This is a genomic window from Saccharothrix xinjiangensis, assembly GCF_039527585.1.
Taxonomy (GTDB): domain Bacteria; phylum Actinomycetota; class Actinomycetes; order Mycobacteriales; family Pseudonocardiaceae; genus Actinosynnema; species Actinosynnema xinjiangensis.
In genome coordinates this window covers 251,598-270,731 of the sequence record NZ_BAAAKE010000005.1, presented here as the reverse complement: position 1 = coordinate 270,731, position 19,134 = coordinate 251,598, and the positions used below count along the sequence as shown (strand labels likewise).

The 19,134-nt window shown below is 72.3% G+C and carries 10 protein-coding genes; 8 read left to right on the top strand and 2 right to left on the bottom strand.

The features are described 5' to 3' along the window. Nucleotides 1-27 precede the first annotated feature (27 nt). From ettA to ABD223_RS14650, 3 genes are all read left to right on the top strand, one after another. Nucleotides 28-1,704: an energy-dependent translational throttle protein EttA gene (gene ettA / locus ABD223_RS14660; RefSeq protein WP_344036733.1), complete on the top strand. Its 1,677-nt coding sequence runs from the start codon at nucleotides 28-30 to the stop codon at nucleotides 1,702-1,704. Nucleotides 1,705-1,722: 18 nt separating this feature from the next. Continuing rightward, nucleotides 1,723-5,769, top strand: coding sequence for a hypothetical protein (locus tag ABD223_RS14655; protein WP_344036732.1), 4,047 nt, complete (start codon nucleotides 1,723-1,725; stop codon nucleotides 5,767-5,769). A 196-nt stretch (nucleotides 5,770-5,965) separates the two neighbouring features. Then, nucleotides 5,966-10,918, top strand: a complete 4,953-nt coding sequence (locus tag ABD223_RS14650; RefSeq protein WP_344036731.1) for an NAD-glutamate dehydrogenase — start codon at nucleotides 5,966-5,968, stop codon at nucleotides 10,916-10,918. Between the two features lie 428 nt (nucleotides 10,919-11,346). Here the strand turns inward: ABD223_RS14650 and ABD223_RS14645 are convergent, their stop codons facing one another. After that, entirely contained in the window at nucleotides 11,347-12,507 is a 1,161-nt protein-coding gene (locus ABD223_RS14645) for a serine hydrolase domain-containing protein (RefSeq protein ID WP_344036730.1), read from the bottom strand. Between the two features lie 56 nt (nucleotides 12,508-12,563). On the opposite strand from ABD223_RS14645, the gene ABD223_RS14640 reads away from it, so the two are divergent. Beyond that, nucleotides 12,564-13,022: a MarR family winged helix-turn-helix transcriptional regulator gene (locus ABD223_RS14640; RefSeq protein WP_344036729.1), complete on the top strand. Its 459-nt coding sequence runs from the start codon at nucleotides 12,564-12,566 to the stop codon at nucleotides 13,020-13,022. A 229-nt stretch (nucleotides 13,023-13,251) separates the two neighbouring features. Then, nucleotides 13,252-13,773, top strand: a complete 522-nt coding sequence (locus ABD223_RS14635) for an NUDIX domain-containing protein (protein WP_344036728.1) — start codon at nucleotides 13,252-13,254, stop codon at nucleotides 13,771-13,773. Between the two features lie 75 nt (nucleotides 13,774-13,848). Here ABD223_RS14635 and ABD223_RS14630 read toward each other — a convergent pair whose 3' ends face one another. Next, complete coding sequence (locus tag ABD223_RS14630; protein WP_344036727.1) at nucleotides 13,849-15,522, bottom strand: carbohydrate-binding module family 20 domain-containing protein; 1,674 nt, start codon at nucleotides 15,520-15,522, stop codon at nucleotides 13,849-13,851. Between the two features lie 121 nt (nucleotides 15,523-15,643). Between ABD223_RS14630 and ABD223_RS14625 the strand changes: the two genes are divergently transcribed. From ABD223_RS14625 to ABD223_RS14615, 3 genes are read left to right on the top strand one after another with little or no spacing between them, the layout of a single operon-like run. Continuing rightward, nucleotides 15,644-17,194 (top strand): glycoside hydrolase family 13 protein, encoded by a 1,551-nt coding sequence (locus ABD223_RS14625; protein ID WP_344036726.1) that lies wholly within the window; start codon nucleotides 15,644-15,646, stop codon nucleotides 17,192-17,194. Then, nucleotides 17,176-18,198, top strand: coding sequence for a LacI family DNA-binding transcriptional regulator (locus tag ABD223_RS14620; RefSeq protein ID WP_380646003.1), 1,023 nt, complete (start codon nucleotides 17,176-17,178; stop codon nucleotides 18,196-18,198). Before ABD223_RS14625 ends, ABD223_RS14620 begins: the two co-directional genes overlap by 19 nt. Then, on the top strand, nucleotides 18,195-19,112 hold the full coding sequence (locus tag ABD223_RS14615) for a DNA glycosylase AlkZ-like family protein (RefSeq protein WP_344036724.1): 918 nt from the start codon (nucleotides 18,195-18,197) through the stop codon (nucleotides 19,110-19,112). Before ABD223_RS14620 ends, ABD223_RS14615 begins: the two co-directional genes overlap by 4 nt. The last annotated feature ends 22 nt before the right edge of the window (nucleotides 19,113-19,134 follow it).

Genomic DNA, 19,134 nt, shown 5'->3' with positions numbered 1-19,134 from the left:
GATCGGCACCGCTCTACGATCGCGGGCATGGCCGAGTTCATCTACACCATGAAGAAGGTGCGCAAGGCGCACGGGGACAAGGTCATCCTGGATGACGTCACGATCATGTTCTACCCCGGTGCGAAGATCGGCTTGGTCGGCCCGAACGGCGCCGGCAAGTCCAGCGTGCTGAAGATCATGGCCGGCCTGGACACCCCGGGCAACGGCGAGGCCTACCTCTCGCCCGGCTACACGGTCGGGATCCTCCAGCAGGAACCGCCGCTCAACGAGGAGAAGACCGTCCTGGGCAACGTCCAGGAGGGCCTGGGCGAGATCAAGGTGAAGCTCGACCGCTTCAACGAGATCGCCGAGAAGATGGCCGTCGACTACTCCGACGAGCTGATGGAGGAGATGGGCCGGCTCCAGGAGGAGCTGGACCACGCGGACGCGTGGGACCTCGACTCCCAGCTGGAGCAGGCGATGGACGCCCTGCGCTGCCCGCCGCCCGACGCCGACGTGAAGCTGCTCTCCGGTGGCGAGCGCCGCCGGGTGGCGCTGTGCAAGCTGCTGCTGAGCAAGCCGGACCTGCTGCTGCTCGACGAGCCCACCAACCACCTGGACGCGGAGAGCGTCCTGTGGCTGGAGCAGCACCTGGCCCAGTACCAGGGCGCCGTCCTGGCGGTCACCCACGACCGGTACTTCCTGGACAACCTGTCCCAGTGGATCCTGGAGCTCGAACGCGGTCGGGCCCACGTCTACGAGGGCAACTACTCCACCTACCTGGAGAAGAAGGCCGAGCGCCTGGCGGTCCAGGGCAAGAAGGACCAGAAGCTCCAGAAGCGGTTGAAGGACGAGCTGGACTGGGTCCGGTCGGGCGCCAAGGCCCGCCAGGCCAAGTCCAAGGCCCGCCTCGGCCGCTACGAGGAGATGGCCGCGGAGGCGGAGAAGACCCGCAAGCTCGACTTCGAGGAGATCCAGATCCCGCCGGGCCCGCGCCTGGGCAACGTCGTGGTCGAGACCCACGACCTCAAGAAGGGCTTCGGCGAGCGGGTGCTGATCGACGGCCTGTCGTTCAGCCTGCCCCGCAACGGCATCGTCGGCGTGATCGGCCCGAACGGCGTGGGCAAGACGACGCTGTTCAAGACCATCGTCGGGCTGGAGCAGCCGGACGACGGCGAGGTGAAGGTCGGCGAGACGGTCAAGCTCTCCTACGTCGACCAGAACCGCACCGGCCTGGACCCGAAGAAGAACGTGTGGGAGGTCGTCTCCGACGGCCTCGACTACATCCACGTCGGCAACGTCGAGATGCCGTCGCGGGCGTACGTCAGCGCGTTCGGCTTCAAGGGCCCGGACCAGCAGAAGCCGGCGGGCGTGCTCTCCGGTGGCGAGCGCAACCGGCTGAACCTGGCGCTCACCCTCAAGCAGGGCGGCAACCTGATCCTGCTGGACGAGCCGACGAACGACCTGGACGTCGAGACCCTGGGCTCGCTGGAGAACGCGCTGGAGCAGTTCCCCGGCTGCGCCGTGGTCATCTCGCACGACCGGTGGTTCCTCGACCGCGTCGCCACCCACATCCTGGCGTGGGAGGGCACGGACGAGAACCCGTCCCAGTGGTACTGGTTCGAGGGCAACTTCGAGGGCTACGAGAAGAACAAGGTCGAGCGCCTCGGCGCGGAGGCGGCCCGGCCGCACCGCGTGACCTACCGCAAGCTCACCCGGGACTGAGAGCCGAGTACCGACATCGTGGCGGCGAGGGGCGAGGCGCAGGCGGACGTCGAGGTGAGCACGCTGGTCGTGCCCGCCTGGCGGCTGCGTTGGCGGGCACCGGAGCTTGCTCTGGTGCTGGGCGAACGCGCCGTCGCGCTCGCCTCCGCCCGCCGTGACGAGATCGACAGGTTGCGCGCGGAGGCGCTGGTCGTCTTCGCGAGCAACCGCATGGGCCGGGGCGTCAAGACCGCCGACCGGGCGCTCGACGCGCTCAAGGCGGCCGAGGCGGCGGGCGAGCGGGAAACCGCCTGGCGCCTCCGCGTCGAGCTGGCCGACAGCGCCAGGTCGGTGGGCGCGCCGCTGACCGGGTTCGCCGCCGTCCGCCCGGTCCTCGAAGCGGACGACGTGCCGCCGGGCCTGCGCGCCTCGGCCCTCGTGCAGGCGGGCGAGTGCCTGGTCTCGGTCGGCCGGGGCCCCGCCCTGACCCAGGCCCTGGACGAGGCCGACGGCCTCTACCAGGCCGACCCGCTGCTGGACCACGACACGACGCTCCTGCACCGCGGCCTGCTCCGCGCCGCGGCCGCGGGCCAGCACCGCCGCTGGGGCGACCTCCAGGCGGCGATCGCCGCGAGCCGCGCGGGCCTGGCCCTCCTCGACGGCCTCAGGGAGGCCGAGTCGGACAACGGGCAGGTCCGCGGCAGGCTCACGGTCGAACTGGTCTGCGCCCTGCTGGACTCCAACGCGGAGGGCGAGGCGTCCAGGGTGGGCACCCCGCTCCTGGAGCGCCCCGTCCGAGCGCCCTCCGCGGCCACCGCCGGGTGGCTGCGCCTGGCCCTGGCCACCAGGGTCCACCTGCCCGCCGGCCGGGTCGACCAGGCCCGCGACCTCCTGCGCGACGTGGCGGACAGCGCCGAGCGCCACCAGCTCGACACCCTCCGGACCGAGAGCCTCCTGGCGCTGGCGCACGTCCACGAGGTGTCCGGCGACCTGACCGAGGCCCTGGAGGACCTCCGCGCGGCCCACGCGGCCGAGCGCAGGCGCGCACGGGCCGTCTACGCGGTCCGCGCGAGGCTCGCGGCCGAGTTCTCCGGAATCCACCGCCAGTCCGCCGGCAGCCTGCACGAGCAGCTGTCCACCCTGATCAGGACGGGGAAGGGCACCCCGATCGCACCGCCCACCCCGGACGCCGACCTGGCACCCGAGGTCGGCCAGCAGCTGCGCCAGTGGCGCCCGGTGCAGGTCCACCGCAACGAGGGCCTGCGCGTCAAGCGCTCCCGCCGAGCGGCGGAGGACATGACCGTCGACGGCATCTCGGCGGCCAGGGCGCACGCCGCCGACCGCTGGCGCCTGATCCACCCCTTCGGCGAAGGGGCTGAACAGGGCGAACAAGGCGAACAGGTGGAGCAGCGGACGCCCGAGGCGCCGGGAACGCGGGGTGAGCACGGCGAGCAGGGCGGGCGTGCGGACGACACCTCCCAGCCCGCCGGCCGCCGCCGGGCCCCGGACGCGGCGTTGGATCAGGCACAGGCACAGCCACCAGCCCCAGCACAGCCACCAGCCCCGGCGCCGAAGCCGCAGCAGCCGTTGCCCTCGCCGCAACAACCGCTCGCGCAGCAGCGCCCGCCCTTGCCGCAGCAGCCGTCCTCGCAGCAGCCGTCCTCGCAGCCGCCGTCCCTGACCAAGGGGCGCCCGGAACACGCCAGGAGCGTCGAAGCGAAGCCGACCGCTCTCTCCCAGCCCTCCACCCCTCCCGGCGGCTCGAACCTCAACACCGGCACAGCCCCGGTTCCCGGCGTCGGCCCCACCGCACCCAGCCCAGGCCCGGCCACGTCGAGCCCCGGCCCGATTGCGCCCACCTCGACTCCGGTCGCCCCAGCCCCCAGCCCGGCAACACCGGCTCCGAGCGACCCCGTTTTCCCGCCGAGCCTCGCCCTGTCAAGCCTCACCCCGCCGACCGCACCGACCGGCGCCACCCGGAGCGACTTCGACGCGCCCACCTCGTCGAGCGGCCGGGAAGCGGCGTCCCCACCTGCGGCAACCGCCCCGAGCAGCAGCCAACCGCCCGACCTCGGCCTGCCTGCCGCTCTCGGCAGTCCCGGCGCGACCGACGGCGACGGCGCGACCGCCGAAGCCGCTCAGACCGCCAAGCCCGGTGGCGAGCGGACCGTTCCGGCCGCCGGCCTGATCGCTGCGGCCGGTGCGGTGCGCAGCGGGCGTCGGAGGGCGGCTCGTGAGGCGGCCGAGGGGCCTGAGGAGCAGTCCAACGAGCAGCCCGTCGAGCAGCCGAGCGAGTCGCCCAGCGTGCTGGACAGCCTGAAGGCCGCCGGGTTGCTCGATCCCCAGCGCGCCGGAGGACGCCGTCGGGCTCCGGACAGGGTCGAGGGCGTCACCGGAACGCCGGTCGTCGCTGAACCGGAAGCCACCGAGCCTGAAGCCACCGAGCCTGAAGCCGCCAAGCCTGAAGCCACCGAGCCGGCGTCCGCCGAACCGGAAGCCGCCGCCCGGCAGGAAGCCCCCACCGAGGCCGAAACCCCGGTCGAGCAGGTGCAGTGGCGGGTCGAGGCACCGGCGCGGTTCCGCGCCGAGGAACCCGTCGACATGTTCGACTCGCCCACTATGGTTCAGCCCGCGATTCGGGATGATGTCCCGCCGGTTGGACTTGGCGCCGCATTTGTGAAGGGCCCGGTCATCCCCACCGCGAGGATGCCGGAACCGCCCGATTTCACTTCTGTTCCCTCCGCGTTCCCGATGGATGACGTGGACGTCGACGAGTCGCGCCGAGCCGGGATCCCGCCAGTGGACGACGCGCCGGCCGAGATCACGATCGAACCCGAAACCGCTTCCGTGATCGGGGTCGCGGAGGGCCCGACGCACTTCTCCGCAGTCGTCACCGAGCCCGCGCCGACCCCGAAGCCCGAGTCGGTGTCCGAGCCCAAGCCGGAGCCGGCGCCGGAGTCCGAACCCGCGTCGGTGCCCCAACCCGCGTCGGTGTTCCAACCCGCGTCGCTGCCCGAGCCCGCACCGCCTGCGCCCGCACCGCCCTCATCCGCGTCGCAGGGGTCTGTGCCGCCCCCGTCCGCGTCCGAACTGACGACCATCCTGAAGCCCGTGTCCCTGTCGGACCTGGCAGCCGTGCCGGAACAGGCGCTGGAACCCGAGCCCACACCGGAACCGGCCTCCGCGCCCGACCTCAACCCCGAGCCGGAGCCCGAGCCGGAGGCCGCCCCCGCGCCTACCTCCACCCCCGCGCCTGCCCCGGAACCGGAGCCCGCTGTCGCGACGGACCTCGAACCGGCCCCGGCGCCACCCGCCCCGGAGCCCGACCAGGCGCCGCCCACCCCGCCCCCGTCGATCGGCTCGACCGGGTTCCTCAGCGCGGCCGACGTCGAGGACGACGGCTCTGAGCAGCCCTTCATCAAGTCCGTCGTGGTCGGCGGCAGGACGATCGACCTCCCGCCGATCAGCCCGCCGATCGACTCGCCGAGCACCACCCGCGCCGCGCGCCGCCCCAAGAGCGACCTCAGCCTCGCGGAGCTGCTGGCCGAGGCCCTGGTCGCGTACGAGGACGCCCGCCGCGAGGACGAGGCCGCCGGCTGGACCGACGAGACGGACCCGGTCACCCCCGCCGACCACACCGCTCAAGCCGACGACACCGGTCATCCCGGCCACACCAACCACGCCGCCCGAGCCGGCCACGGGACCCACGTCGTGGAGCTCGACCCCGCCGTGCCGCCCACCCGCGCCGCCCACGCCTCACCGGCTCACGCCTCACCAGTCCACACCGCGCCGGCTCACACCGCGCCGGCCCACGCCTCACCAGCCGACGACGACACCGTGCCGATCACCCCCGTCGCCTCGATCGCCCCCCTCGGCGCCGTCACCCCGATCCCCGCCGACCCGATCCCCGCGACCCCCGCCGCCGCGACCCAGGTCCCCGCCGGCCCCACCCCCGGCACCCCGGCCACCCGGACCTCCCCTCCCGGCCAGGACCACCCGAGCCCGGACCCGGACAACGAGACCACCGGCCCGATCCGGCGCGTGGACCTGCCCCGCTTCGACACCTGGACGCTTCCCGAATCCTGAAATAATTTGAGGTTCTAATAAGGTTTCCCGCGGGTAACAAAGCGGGAAATTGGCCCGTGCCGTGGTTAATTCGCCACTTTCCGTCAAGTGGTTCGATTCAGTCGCGGGGTTGCGGCGATCGGGTTCGAGCGCATGTGATTAAGTGGAGCGCGGACCCGGTACACAGAGGTGCCGGATAGCGTGGAGCCGCCTGAACATGACCTCGACTGGAGTCCCGTCCCGATCCGAGCAAGCCACCGGCAACGGCGCCGTGGTTCGCGTGGCCAGCCCTGAGCAGGCGCGTGACGAGCTGATCGGGCGGGCCGCCGCCAACGCCCCCGAGCTGACCGACCTGATCCACCTGTACTACCGGCACGTCCCGGCCGAGGAGGTCATCGACGACGACCCGGTGGACCTGGTGGGCGCGGTGCGCTCGAACTACCAGCTCGCCGAGACCCGCGTGCCCGGTCGCCCGGTGGTGCGGATCATCAACCCGACCCGCGCGCACGACGGCTGGACCTGTCCGGCCACGGTCGTGCAGGTGATCACCGACGACATGCCGTACCTGGTCGACTCGGTGGCCTCCGAGCTGACCCGCGGCGGCGTGCAGGTGCAGCGCGTGGTTCACCCGATCGTGGTGGTGCGCCGGGACGTGGTGACCGGCGCGCTCCAGGACGTCGTGCCCGCCGCGGACCCGGCCGGCCCGCCGGCCGACGCGCTGGCCGAGTCGTGGATGCACATCGAGGTCGACCTGCTCACCGACCCGCACCGGGCCCGCGAGCTGGAGACCAAGCTGCACGCCGTGCTCAACGACGTCCGCGAGGTCGTCGAGGACACGAGCAAGATGACCGGCACCGCCCTCACCCTGGCCGACGAGCTGGGGTCGTCACCGCCGCCGCTGCCGGAGCACGAGGTCTCCGACGGCGCGAAGCTGCTGCGCTGGCTCGCCGACGACCACTTCACCTTCCTCGGCTACCGCCGCTACGAGGTCGTCCGCGACGACCCGGCCACGGACGGCGAACCCGCCCTGCGCGCGGTCCTGGCCAGCGGCCTCGGCGTGCTCAGACAGGACAGCCTCGCGGCGCGCAGCCTGACCGCGGGCCCCGACGCGGGCGCGCAGGCGCTCTCCCCGGAGCTGCTGGTGCTCACGCAGGCCAGCGCCCAGTCCAGCGTCCACCGCTCGGTCTACCCGTACTACGTCGGTGTGAAGACCTTCGACACCGACGGCAACGTGACCGGCGAGCACCGGTTCCTCGGCGTCTTCTCCACCACGGCCCTGCACGAGGACGTGCTGGACATCCCGGCCATCGAGCGCCGGGTGCGCGACGTGATCCACCGCGCGGGCTTCCCGCTGCACTCCTACTCCGGCCAGCAGATGCTGGAGGTGATCCAGAACTACCCGCGCACCGAGCTGTTCTCCGTCGACCCCGACACCCTGTACCAGACCGTGACGGGCGTGATCGCGCTGGCCGAGCGCCGCCGCCTGCGCCTGTTCCTGCGCCGCGACCCCTACGGCCGCTTCTACTCCTGCCTCGTCTACCTGCCGCGCGACCGCTACACCACCACCTCCCGGCTGGCCATGCAGGAGGTGCTGATCGACCGGCTGGGCGGCGTGAACCTGGAGTACAGCGCCCGCATCGGCGAGTCCGCGCTGGCCCGCGTGCACTTCATGGTGCACACCGAGCCCCAGCGCCAGGTCGAACCCGACACCGGCTACCTCCAGCAGCTGCTGGCCGAGGCCATCCGCACCTGGGACGACCGCATGGTCGAGGCGGTGCTGGAGCAGGGCCAGGGACTGGGCGCGGAGTCCGCCTCCGAGCGCGGGCAGCGGATCGCCGCCGCGTTCCCCGAGGCCTACAAGGAGGACTTCTTCGCCGCCGAGGGCCTCGCGGACTTCCGGCGCATCGAGGCGCTCAAGCCGGGCGACCTCGACATGGTGTTCTACGTGCCGCGCCACGCCGAACCCGGCGAACGCCGGTTCAAGCTGTTCCTCGTCGGCGCCCGCGTCACGCTGTCGGACGTGCTGCCGATGCTCCAGCGCATGGGCGTCGTGGTGGTCGACGAACGCCCGTACGAGCTGGTGCGCGACGACGGCACCGAGTGCTGGATCTACGACTTCGGCCTGCGCATCGACCAGGTCACCCTCGACAAGCTGTCGCAGGAGGACCTGGAAGCCGTCCGCACCCGCTTCCAGGAGGCGTTCGCCGCCGCCTGGCGCGGCGAGGCCGAGGTGGACGGCTTCAACACGCTCGTGCTCAAGGCCGGCCTGACCTGGCAGCAGGCGGCGATGCTGCGCGCCTACGCCAAGTACCTGCGCCAAGCGGGCACCCCGTACAGCCAGGACTACATCGAGGACGCCGTGCTCGGGCACACCGAGGTCGCCACGGCCCTGGTGCGCCTGTTCGAGGCGCGGTTCGACCCGGCCCTGTCCGACGACCAGCGCGAAGGCCGCACCGAGTCGCTGATCACCGAGATCACCGGCCTGATCGACGACGTGACCAGCCTGGACGCGGACCGCATCCTGCGCAGCCTGCTCACCCTCGTGCAGGCGACCCTGCGCACGAACCACTTCGTCCGCGACGCCGACGGCGCACCCCGCCCCTACCTGGCCGTCAAGCTCAACCCGCGCGCCATCCCCGACCTGCCGCAACCGCGACCGCGGTTCGAGATCTTCGTGTACTCGCCCCGCGTGGAAGGCGTGCACCTGCGGTTCGGCCCGGTCGCCCGGGGCGGCCTGCGCTGGTCCGACCGGCGCGAGGACTTCCGCACCGAGATCCTGGGCCTGGTCAAGGCGCAGGCGGTGAAGAACGCGGTGATCGTGCCGGTGGGCGCGAAGGGCGGGTTCGTGGTCAAGCGGCCACCCGCGCCGACCGGCGACCCCGGCCTGGACCGCGAGGCGTCCCTGACCGAGGGCGTCGCCTGCTACCGCATGTTCATCTCCGGCCTGCTGGACCTGACCGACAACCTCAGCTCGGGCACGGTCATCCCCGCGCCCCAGGTGGTCCGCCACGACGGCGACGACACCTACCTCGTCGTCGCCGCCGACAAGGGCACCGCGTCGTTCTCCGACATCGCCAACGAGGTGTCGGCGTCCTACGGCTTCTGGCTGGGCGACGCCTTCGCCTCCGGCGGCTCGGTCGGCTACGACCACAAGGCCATGGGCATCACCGCCCGCGGCGCGTGGGAGAGCGTGAAGCGGCACTTCCGCGAGCTGGGCGTGAACACCCAGGCCGAGGAGTTCACCGTCGTCGGCGTCGGCGACATGTCCGGCGACGTGTTCGGCAACGGCATGCTGCTGTCCGAGCACATCCGCCTCGTCGCGGCCTTCGACCACCGGCACGTCTTCATCGACCCCAACCCGGTCGCCCAGCTGTCCTACGCCGAGCGCGAGCGCCTGTTCGAACTGCCGCGCTCCTCGTGGGACGACTACGACCGCTCGCTGATCAGCGAGGGCGGCGGCGTCTGGCCGCGCACGACCAAGTCGATCCCGGTCAGCGAGCAGGCGCGCGTCGCCCTGGGCCTGCCGGAGGGCGTCACCAAGCTGTCACCGCCGGAGCTCATGAGGGCGATCCTGCTCGCCCCCGTCGACCTGCTGTGGAACGGCGGCATCGGCACCTACGTCAAGGCCCGCGCGGAGTCCCACGCCGAGGTCGGCGACAAGGCCAACGACGCCATCCGCGTCAACGGCGCGGACCTGCGCGCCAAGGTCGTCGGCGAGGGCGGCAACCTGGGCCTGACCCAGCGGGGCCGCATCGAGTTCGCCCGCGCCGGCGGCAAGGTCAACACCGACGCCCTGGACAACTCCGCCGGCGTCGACTGCTCCGACCACGAGGTCAACATCAAGATCCTGCTCGACGAACTCGTCCGCGACGGCAAGCTCGACACCGGGCAGCGCAACGAGCTGCTCGGGCAGATGACCGACGAGGTCGGCGACCTGGTGCTGGCCGACAACTACTCCCAGAACTTCGTGCTGGGCGTCTCCCGCGCCCACGCCGCCCCGATGCTGCCGGTGCACGCGCGGCTCGTCGCCGACCTGGAACAGCGCGGCGCGCTCGACCGGACGCTCGAAGCGCTGCCCGGCACGGCGGAGTTCAAGGCGCTGGAGAAGGCGGGCGACGGCCTGACCTCGCCCGAGCTGGCAACGCTGCTCGCGCACGTCAAGCTGGCGCTGAAGGAAGAGGTGCTGGCCAGCGACCTGCCCGCGGTCGACGTGCTGGCCCGCAAGCTGCCCGACTACTTCCCCAGCGAACTGCGCGAGCGCTTCGGCGACGCCATCGGCGGCCACCCGCTGTCCCGCCAGATCATCGCCACGGTCCTGGTCAACGAGGTCGTCGACGGCGGCGGCGTGTCCTACGCGTTCCGGCTGGCCGAGGAGGTCAATGCCTCCGCGACCGACGCCGTGCGCGCGTACGCCGTGGTGACGGCGGTCTTCGACCTGCCGTCCCTGTGGCGTGACATCCAGGCCCTGGACAACACCATCCCGACCGAGGTCCAGGACTCGATGGTGCTGGAGAGCCGCCGCCTGCTGGACCGCGCGTCGCGCTGGCTGCTGACCAACCGCCCCCAGCCCCTCCCGGTCGGCTCCACGATCAGCAGGTTCGCCCCGGTGGTGGCCGCCCTCGCCCCGCGCGTGCCGGACATGCTCCAGGGGCACGAGAAGGAGTCCTGGTCGGAGTACACCGAACGCCTCACCGCGCACGGCGTGCCGGTCGACCTGGCGCGGAGGGTCGCGGGACTGCTGTTCAGCTACGCGCTGCTGGACGTCACCGAGGTGGCGGAGCTGGCCGAGCGGGAGGACGGCGTCACGGCCGGGCAGGAGCGGACGCACGAGGAGACGGCCGAGCTGTACTACGCGCTGTCCGCGCACCTGGACATCGACCGGATGCTCAGCTCCGTGTCGAGCCTGGAGCGCCTCAACCGCTGGCACGCCCTGGCGCGACTGGCGCTGCGGGACGACTTCTACTCGTCGCTGCGGTCGATCGCGGTCGACGTGCTGCGCTCCGCCGACCCCGGCGACGAACCGGACGAGAAGATCGACAAGTGGGAACAGGCCAACTCGTCCCGGCTGGGCAGGGCGCGGGCGGCGCTGGAGGAGATCAACCGGGTCAACAAGCTGGACCTGGCCACCCTGTCGGTGGCGGCCAGGCAGGTGCGCAGCATGATCCGCTGACCCCTTCCCGGAGCACCCCTGCCCCGGACCGGCCCGGGGGTGCTCCGGGACAAGCCCCTGCCTCTGTCCTTCGTCCTGCCTGAGTCGTACCCCGCCGGCAAGATGGCAGGCGGGGCACCCGTTCCGCCCCCGGCCCCCGCCACCGACCACTCACGATCACTCGAACGAGCTAACCGATCATGAATGGAAGATTGGCGGAAACTTCACGGCCCGCTGTTTCGTTGCCGGGGAGGAAGGAGGCGGCGGCGCAACGGGCATGCCGAGTAACGCGCTCAGACACCACGTCGAGCGACGCGCTGAGGTCACCGCAGCAGGCGGCGAACGGTAGACAGCAGGCAACGGCAGGCAGCAGGCGGTGGGCAGCAGGCAGCGGGTAAGCGGGCGGTAGGCAGCAGGCGGCCCCCAGATGGCGGACATGCGCAGGGTGATCACGCGTAGAGCGCGTCGGTGATCGGCGTCCAGCGCGGGTCCGGCCCGGTGGGTGTCAGGAGGACGCGGCTGGGTGTGTAGGCGACCGCGATGTCCAGGTCGGGGTCGGCGAACGCGAGCGCGCCACCTGCTCCGGTGTGGCCGAACGCGCGGGGGTTCGGCGCGTACGGGCGCAGCTCGTTGGGCAGCATGTACCCCAGGCTGAACCGGGTCGGGCCGTCCAGCACCTCGTCGTGGCCTTCGCTGCGCGGTGCGGTGGCCTCGGCGAGGGTGGTCGGGGTGAGCAGGTCGCCGATCCGCCCGAACAGTCCGGCCAGCGCGCGGGCGGTGGCGTGGCCGTTGGCCGCGGGGATCTGCGCGGATCGCCACGCTGCGGTGTTGACCACGCCCGGTGCCACGAGGTCGGGTGGGTTGGCGAAGGCGCACAGGGTGATCGGTGCGGGCAGCCGTTCGGCGCCCGTGCCCTCCGGTGGCAGCACGAACGCCGGTTCGCCCGGACCTTGCCTCCCCGGTTCGCCTGAACCCCGCCTCTCCGGTTCGCTCGGACCCGACCACCCCGGTTCGCCCGGACCCCGCCAACCCGGTTCGCCCGGGGTCGGCCAACCCGGTTCGCCTGGAGTCGGCCAACCCAGGGACAGGCCCAGTTCGGCGGTCAGGTCGCGTGGCTCCCGGCCGGTGGCTCGGCGCAGCACCTCGCCGACCAGCCAGCCGAACGTGACGGCGTGGTAGCCGTGGCGCGTGCCTGGTGGCCACCACGGTTCCTCGGTGGCCAGGGCGTCGGTCATCGCGGTCCAGTCGTAGAGGCTGCCCGTTGGGAGGCGGCGGCGGATCGCGGCCAGGCCGGAGCGGTGCGCCAACAGGTCCGCGACGGTGGTGTCGGTCCGGAACTCCGGCCAGTACTTCGCCACGGGGGCGTCCAGGTCCAGTCGCCCCTGTTGGGCTGCCAGGTGCGCCGCCGTGGCCAGCACGGCCTTGGACACCGAGAACACGTTCACCGCGGTGTCCCGCTCCCACGGCAAACGGCCTGCCTCGTCCCGCGTGCCGTGCCACACGTCGACCACCGGGCGTCCGCCGGCGACGACGGCCAATGCCGCGCCGCCGCGGACCACGCCGTCGCGGAACGCCTCCACCACGTGCTTGAACGCTGGATCGCAGATCATCGCCATGTCCTCAACCCCAGTTGATAAACCTTGGTTGAAGATGTCAGTATCGGTTTGTGCCGTCAAGCCCCGACCTGACCCTGCTGTTCACCGCGCTCGCCGCCTCCTGCGACGCCGCCGTGCGCGCCCGGATGACCGACGCCGGTCACGACGAGGTCCGCACCGTCCACGGCTACGTCTTCCAGCACCTGCTCGTCGGCCCGGTCCGCGTCACCGACCTGGCCGACCTGCTCGGCATGACGGCCCAGGGCGCGTCGAAGGTGGTCGCCGAGATGGAGCGGGTCGGCTACGCCGTGCGCCGTCCCGACCCGCACGACAGCCGGGTCCGCCTGGTCGAGATGACCCCGCGCGGGCACGAGGCGGTGGAGGCGGGGCGGTCGGCTCGGGCGGCGGTGACCGCCGAGCTGCTGGCCGACCTGGGGGACGACGCCGCGCCGGTGGTCCGCGCCCTGCACGAGATGGCCGAACGCACCGGCGCGTTGCGCGACCTGATGTCCCGCAAGCTCCGACCATGAGACCCGCAAGCTCCGACCACAAGCTCCGGCCACAAGCTCCGACCATGAGAGCAGCCCCACGACTTGCGGCAGGCCTACCAACGGGGCCTGGCAGTGAGCGGAGGTGAGGGGGCGGGCACAGGGTGAAGGCGGGCAGCCGGCGGAAGCCCGCAAGCCCGGGAAGACGGGAGGCCGGGAGTGGTGAGCCGGTGTCGGTGCCATGGGGTTCCGGCGTCGGTACCGTTGGATCATGGCCGTTGATCAGCCCGAGGACGCCCCCGGCTCCGAGGACGCCCCCGGTCGGCTCCCGCACGACTCGTTCCCGATGGCCATCCTGTCGGCGGGTGTGCTGTTCTTCGACGAGACCGGCCGGGTGATGCTCGTCCGCCCGACCTACAAGCCCGACTGGGGGATCCCCGGCGGCGTGGTCGAGGCTTCCCTGGGCGAGACGCCGCTCCAGGCCGCCCACCGCGAGGTCGCCGAGGAGCTCGGCATCGACGTCCTGGTCGGACCGGTGCTGACCATCGACTCGGTGCCCGCCGCCGACGGGCACCCGGCCAGGCTCGCCTTCGTCTTCGACGGCGGGGTCCTCGGCCCCGAGCAGCTGGAGCTGATCCGGTTCCAGGACGGCGAGGTCGCCGAGACGCGGTTCTGCGACCTCGACCAGGTCGGCCGGCTCCTGCCGCCCAGGCTCACCCGGCGGGTCCTCTCGTCGATCGCGGCCCGGCGCGGTCAGGGGCCGTGGCCGGTGTACCTCCACCACGGGAACTGACGACCGCGGGAACTGGCTGCGCCGCAATTAAACAGGTCGGGGGACACCCACTCGGGCGTCCCCCGACCGAACGGGTCAGTTCCTCCAGGTGTCGGACAGCTCCGCCGGGGCCGTGGCGCCGCGGTTGGCGCCGCTCTCCCAGGTCACGGCGCCGCTCGCGTCCTTGCGGATGTACTTGTACTGGAACGCGGTCCCGGCGGCGAGCGACACCGAGCCCTTCCACGTCGGGTAGGTCGCCGAGGACAGCGCCACCGCGTTCGCCGGGTTCCACGAACCCAGCGACGGGTGGTCACCGACGACGAAGACGTTCTGCCCGAACGACGTGGTGGCGTTGACCGCGAACGACGCCGCGCCGGTCGGCGGGGGAGTGGTGCCGCCGCCGCTCGTCGCGCCGGTGTGCAGCGCCAGGGCCTCGCCCGCGCCGAGGGTGGCGGTGAACTGGCCGTTCGAGCCGACGGTCACCGTCGTGCAGCCGTCCTTCTGGACGTTGCAGTAGTTGCCGGCGGGCAGGGACGTCTGGAACGCGCGGGTCAGCGGGCCGCTCTCGCGGTTGATCGCCACGTAGCCCTTGCCGCCCCGGCCGAACGCGATGGCGTCGCCGCCGTTGTCCCACCAGTTCGTCACGGCCGTGCCCGCCACGGTGTTGCGGAACTGGACCATGTTCGAGATCTGCGCCCACCGGTGCTGGCACTTCCACCCGGACGTGTAGCACTCGGAACCGCTGGGCGGGCCGGCGTCGTGGTTGCCGAACTCGTAGCCGGAGTACACGTTCGGGGCTCCGTAGGGCCACGCGAGCATGAAGACGTTCGCCAGCGTGTAGGTGGAGCCGTCCTTGTACGTGAGGGTCGAGCCGTTGCGCTCGGTGTCCCAGTTGTCCACGAACGAGCGAGCCCGGCCACTCGGCAGGTAGCCCCACGACTCACCGAACGTCTTCAGGTACGCCAGGTTCTCGTTGTTGAAGATCCGCTTGATGTCGTAGGCGTAGCGGAACTCGTCGACGTCACCCGAACCGGTGTACTCGCCGGGCTGCACGGCCTCTCCCGCGCCGTAGATCACCTCGTGGACCCAGAACACGTTCGGGTTGGACAGCCGCGACTTGATCGCCGCCAGGTCGGCCGCCGCCACGTGCTTGGCGGCGTCGATGCGGAAGCCGTCGACGCCCAGCGAGATCAGGTGGTTGAGGTAGGAGGCGATCCGCCCGCGCACGTAGTCGCTGCCGGTGTTGAGGTCCGACAGGCCGACCAGCTCGCAGTTCTGCACGTTGTCGCGGTTGCGGTAGTCGTTGATGCTGCTGCGGCAGGAGTGGAAGTCCTGGTCGCCGTAGATGCCCGGGTAGTTGTACTTCGCGTACGACGAGCCGCCGGTGCCGGTGCCGGACCCGGCGCTCATGTGGTTGATCACCGCGTCCGCGATGACCTTCACGCCCGCCGCGTGGCAGGTGTTCACCATGTTCCGGAAGGCGGCCTCGTCGCCGAGCCGCCCGGCGATCCGGTAGCTGACCGGCTGGTAGGAGGTCCACCACTGGGAGCCCTGGATGTGCTCGGTGGCGGGCGAGATCTCGACGAACCCGTAGCCCTCGGGCCCGAGCACGTTCGCGCACTCGCTCGCGACCCGCGAGAAGGGCCACTGGAACAGCGTCGCCGTCACGTCCTTCGCGGACGGCGGGCTCGCAAAACTTTGCGGAACTGTGAGCAGGGACAACAGCAAGGCCGTCAGGGCGAGCAGCGCTCGCCTGGTTGCGGAAACCACGGTGTCTCCTTGGCTGGCAGGGGATGTGTTCTAGGTCATACCAGCTGAAGGACTTGCTGAAAACAGTTGCAAAGTATTTCATGGCCCTCCGGTCGACCCGATCCGGAAGGACACCCCCCCAATGACGCAGGACTGGTGGCGCGAGGCCGTCATCTACCAGGTGTACGTGCGCAGCTTCGCCGACTCCAACGGCGACGGCGTCGGTGACCTCCCCGGCATCCGCTCCCGGCTGCCCTACCTGGCCGACCTCGGCGTGGACGCGGTGTGGATCACCCCGTTCTACGCGTCCCCGATGGCCGACGGCGGCTACGACGTGGCCGACTACCGCGCCGTCGACCCGAGCTTCGGGGAGCTGGAGGACGCCCGGCTGCTGGTCGAGGACGCCCACGCGCACGGCATCCGGGTGATCGTCGACCTCGTCCCCAACCACACCTCCGACCGGCACGAGTGGTTCCGGCGGGCCGTGGCGGCCGGCCCGGGTTCGCCCGAGCGCGCCCGCTACCACTTCCGCGAGGGCCGCGGCGACCAGCCGCCGAACGACTGGGAGTCCGTGTTCGGCGGCCCCGCGTGGACGCGCCTGCCGGACGGCCAGTGGTACCTGCACCTGTTCGCGCCCGAGCAGCCGGACCTGAACTGGGGCCGGCCGGAGGTGCGCGAGGAGTTCCTGGACGTGCTGCGGTTCTGGCTGGACCTCGGCGTGGACGGGTTCCGCATCGACGTGGCCCACGGCATGGTCAAGGCCGACGGCCTGCCCGACGTCGGCACGCCCGGCCACCTCAAGCTGCTCGGCACCGACGCCCTGCCGTTCTTCGACCAGGACGGCGTGCACGAGATCTACCGCGACTGGCGCAAGGTCCTCGACTCCTACCCCGGCCGGCGGATCGGCGTGGCCGAGGCGTGGACGCCGAGCCCCGAGCGCACCGCCCGCTACCTGCGCGCCGACGAGCTGCACCAGGCGTTCAACTTCCACTACCTGACCGCCGGGTGGGACGCCGCCGAGCTGAAGCGGGTCATCGACGACTCCCTCGCCGCCATGGCGCCGGTCGGCGCGCCGACCACCTGGGTGCTGTCCAACCACGACGTCCAGCGGCACGTCACCCGCTACGGCGGCGTGGCCCGCGCCCGCGCCGCCGCCCTGCTCATGCTCGCCCTGCCCGGCAGCGCGTACGTCTACCAGGGCGAGGAGCTGGGCCTGCCCGAGGTGCTGGACCTGCCCGAGGACGTGCTCCAGGACCCGGTGTGGGAGCGCTCCGGCCACACCGACCGGGGCCGCGACGGCTGCCGCGTTCCCATCCCGTGGACGCCCGAGGGCCCGTCGTTCGGCTTCGGCGACGGCGGCTCGTGGCTGCCGCAGCCGGCGGGCTGGGCGTCGCTGAGCGTGCGGGCGCAGCAGGGCGACCCGGACTCGGTGCTGGAGCTGTACCGCCGCGCGCTGCGGGCCCGGCGGGAGCACCCGGACCTCGGGGCGGGCTCCGAAGTGGAGTGGCTGGACGCGCCCGAGGACGTGCTGTCCTTCCGCCGGAACGGGTTCACGTGCGTGGTCAACCTGGGTCCGGCGGTCGTCCGGCTGCCCCGCGACGGCGAGGTGCTGCTGTCCTCCTCAGGCGTGGCGACCGAAGACGCGGACGTTCTCGTGCCGCCGGACACGACCGTGTGGCTCTCTCGCCCGTAGAGTCACACGGTGTGACAGCGCGGCTCAGTGACATCGCGAACCAGGCAGGCGTGAGCGAGGCGACGGTCAGCCGGGTCGTCAACGGCAAGCCAGGCGTCTCCGCCGCCACCCGCCAGGCCGTGGTCGCCGCGATGGACGTCCTCGGCTACGAGCGCCCGCCACGCCTGCGCCAGCGCAGCGCCGGGTTGATCGGGTTGATCACCCCCGAGTTGAGCAACCCGATCTTCCCGGCGTTCGCGCAGGTCGTGGAGCAGGTGCTGACCCGCGACGGCTACACGCCGGTGCTGTGCACGCAGACACCGGGCGGCTCCACAGAGGACCAGCTGACCGAGATGCTGGTCGACCGCGGCGTCAACGGCATCGTCTTCGTGTCCGGCCTGCACGCCGACACGACGGCCGACATGGACCGCTACGTCAAGCTCGCCGGTCGCGGCGTGCCGTTCGTCATGGTCAACGGGTTCACCGCCAAGGTGTCCGCACCGTTCGTGTCGGTGGACCACCTGGCGGCCGCCCGGCTGGCGGTGTCCCACTTGGTGGAACTCGGGCACGAGAAGGTCGGGCTGGCGGTCGGCCCGCGGCGGTTCGTGCCCGCGCAGCGCATGGTGGAGGGCTTCACGCTCGTGCGACCGCGCGCGGAGCACCTGGTGGAGCACTCGCTGTTCACCGTCGAGGGCGGGCAGGCGGCGGCCAACGCCCTGCTCGACCGCGGCTGCACGGCCCTCGTCTGCGGCAGCGACCTGATGGCCTTCGGCGCGATCCGCGCCGCCCGGCAGCGCGGGCTGGACGTGCCGCGCGACGTGTCCGTGGTCGGCTTCGACGACTCGCCGCTGATCGTGTTCGCCGACCCGCCCCTGACCACCATCCGCCAGCCCGTGGAGGCCATGGGTCAGGCGGCCGTGCACGCCCTGCTGGAGGAGGTCGGCGGCACGCCCGCGCCCCACGCCGAGTTCGTGTTCCAGCCGGAGCTGGTGGTGCGCGGCTCGACCGGCGCCCGTCCCCGGTGACCGCCCCGGCCCGGCGGATGCGGGCCCAGCGGCTGTCCGCGCCCGCCTCGGGCGTGGAGGACCTGCTCGACTCCGTCTTCGCGCTCCAGGCCCAGGACGTGCCCGCCGCGCGCCTCGCCGCCCGCGCCCGCGGGGTGCGGTCGCTGGACGGGCCGGTCGTGCGCACGTGGGCCATGCGCGGCACCCTGCACCTGCTGCACGAGCGCGACCTGTGGGTCGTGGGGCTGCTGGGACCCGTGTTCATCGCCGCGGGGAAGCGGCGGCGGGCGCAGCTGGGGCTGACCGACGAGCTGTGCGCGCGGGCGCTGCCGGCGCTGCGCGAGGTGCTCGCCGAACCGCTCGGCCGCGACGCCCTGGTCGGGCGGCTGGCGGAGGTCGGCGTCGTCCTGGACCCGAGGTCGCAGGCGCCGGCGCACCTGCTGGCGTTCGCCGCGCACTCGGGGGTGCTGCGGCGCGGCCTGGACGACACGTACGGGTTGTTGCGCGTCGAGTGCGAGCCGCGCGGCGTCGACGAGCTGTGGCGCCGCCACCGCCGCGCCTACGGGCCCGCCACGCCCGACGACTTCGCCGCGTGGAGCGGCCTGCCCAAGCGGGCCGTCCGGGACCTGCCCGAGGTCGTCGACGAGCCCGCCGGGCCCCGGGGCGCGGTGAGGGTGCTCGGCCACTTCGACCCCTACCTGCTGGGCTACCGCGACCGGTCCGCCGCGCTCGACCCGGCGCACGCCCGGCTCGTCCAGACCGGCGGCGGGTTCCTCACCCCGCACGTCGTGGTCGACGGCCGCGTGGTCGCCACCTGGCGGCGGGTCGGCGCGCGGTTCGAGGTCCACCCGTTCGGGGCGCGGCCGGACATCGCCGAGGAGGTCGCCGACCTGGGGCGATTCCTCGACGTGGATGCCGCCTTAACCTGGGTGTAGCACGTGGATAAGGTCACTGCCA

Excerpts from the sequence above, each read along its gene's own strand:
- ettA (WP_344036733.1), top strand. The coding sequence starts at position 28 with ATGGCCGAGTTCATCTACACCATGAAGAAGGTGCGCAAGGCGCACGGG.
- ABD223_RS14650 (WP_344036731.1), top strand. The coding sequence starts at position 5,966 with ATGACCTCGACTGGAGTCCCGTCCCGATCCGAGCAAGCCACCGGCAAC.
- ABD223_RS14645 (WP_344036730.1), bottom strand. The coding sequence starts at position 12,507 with ATGATCTGCGATCCAGCGTTCAAGCACGTGGTGGAGGCGTTCCGCGAC.
- ABD223_RS14635 (WP_344036728.1), top strand. The coding sequence starts at position 13,252 with ATGGCCGTTGATCAGCCCGAGGACGCCCCCGGCTCCGAGGACGCCCCC.
- ABD223_RS14625 (WP_344036726.1), top strand. The coding sequence starts at position 15,644 with ATGACGCAGGACTGGTGGCGCGAGGCCGTCATCTACCAGGTGTACGTG.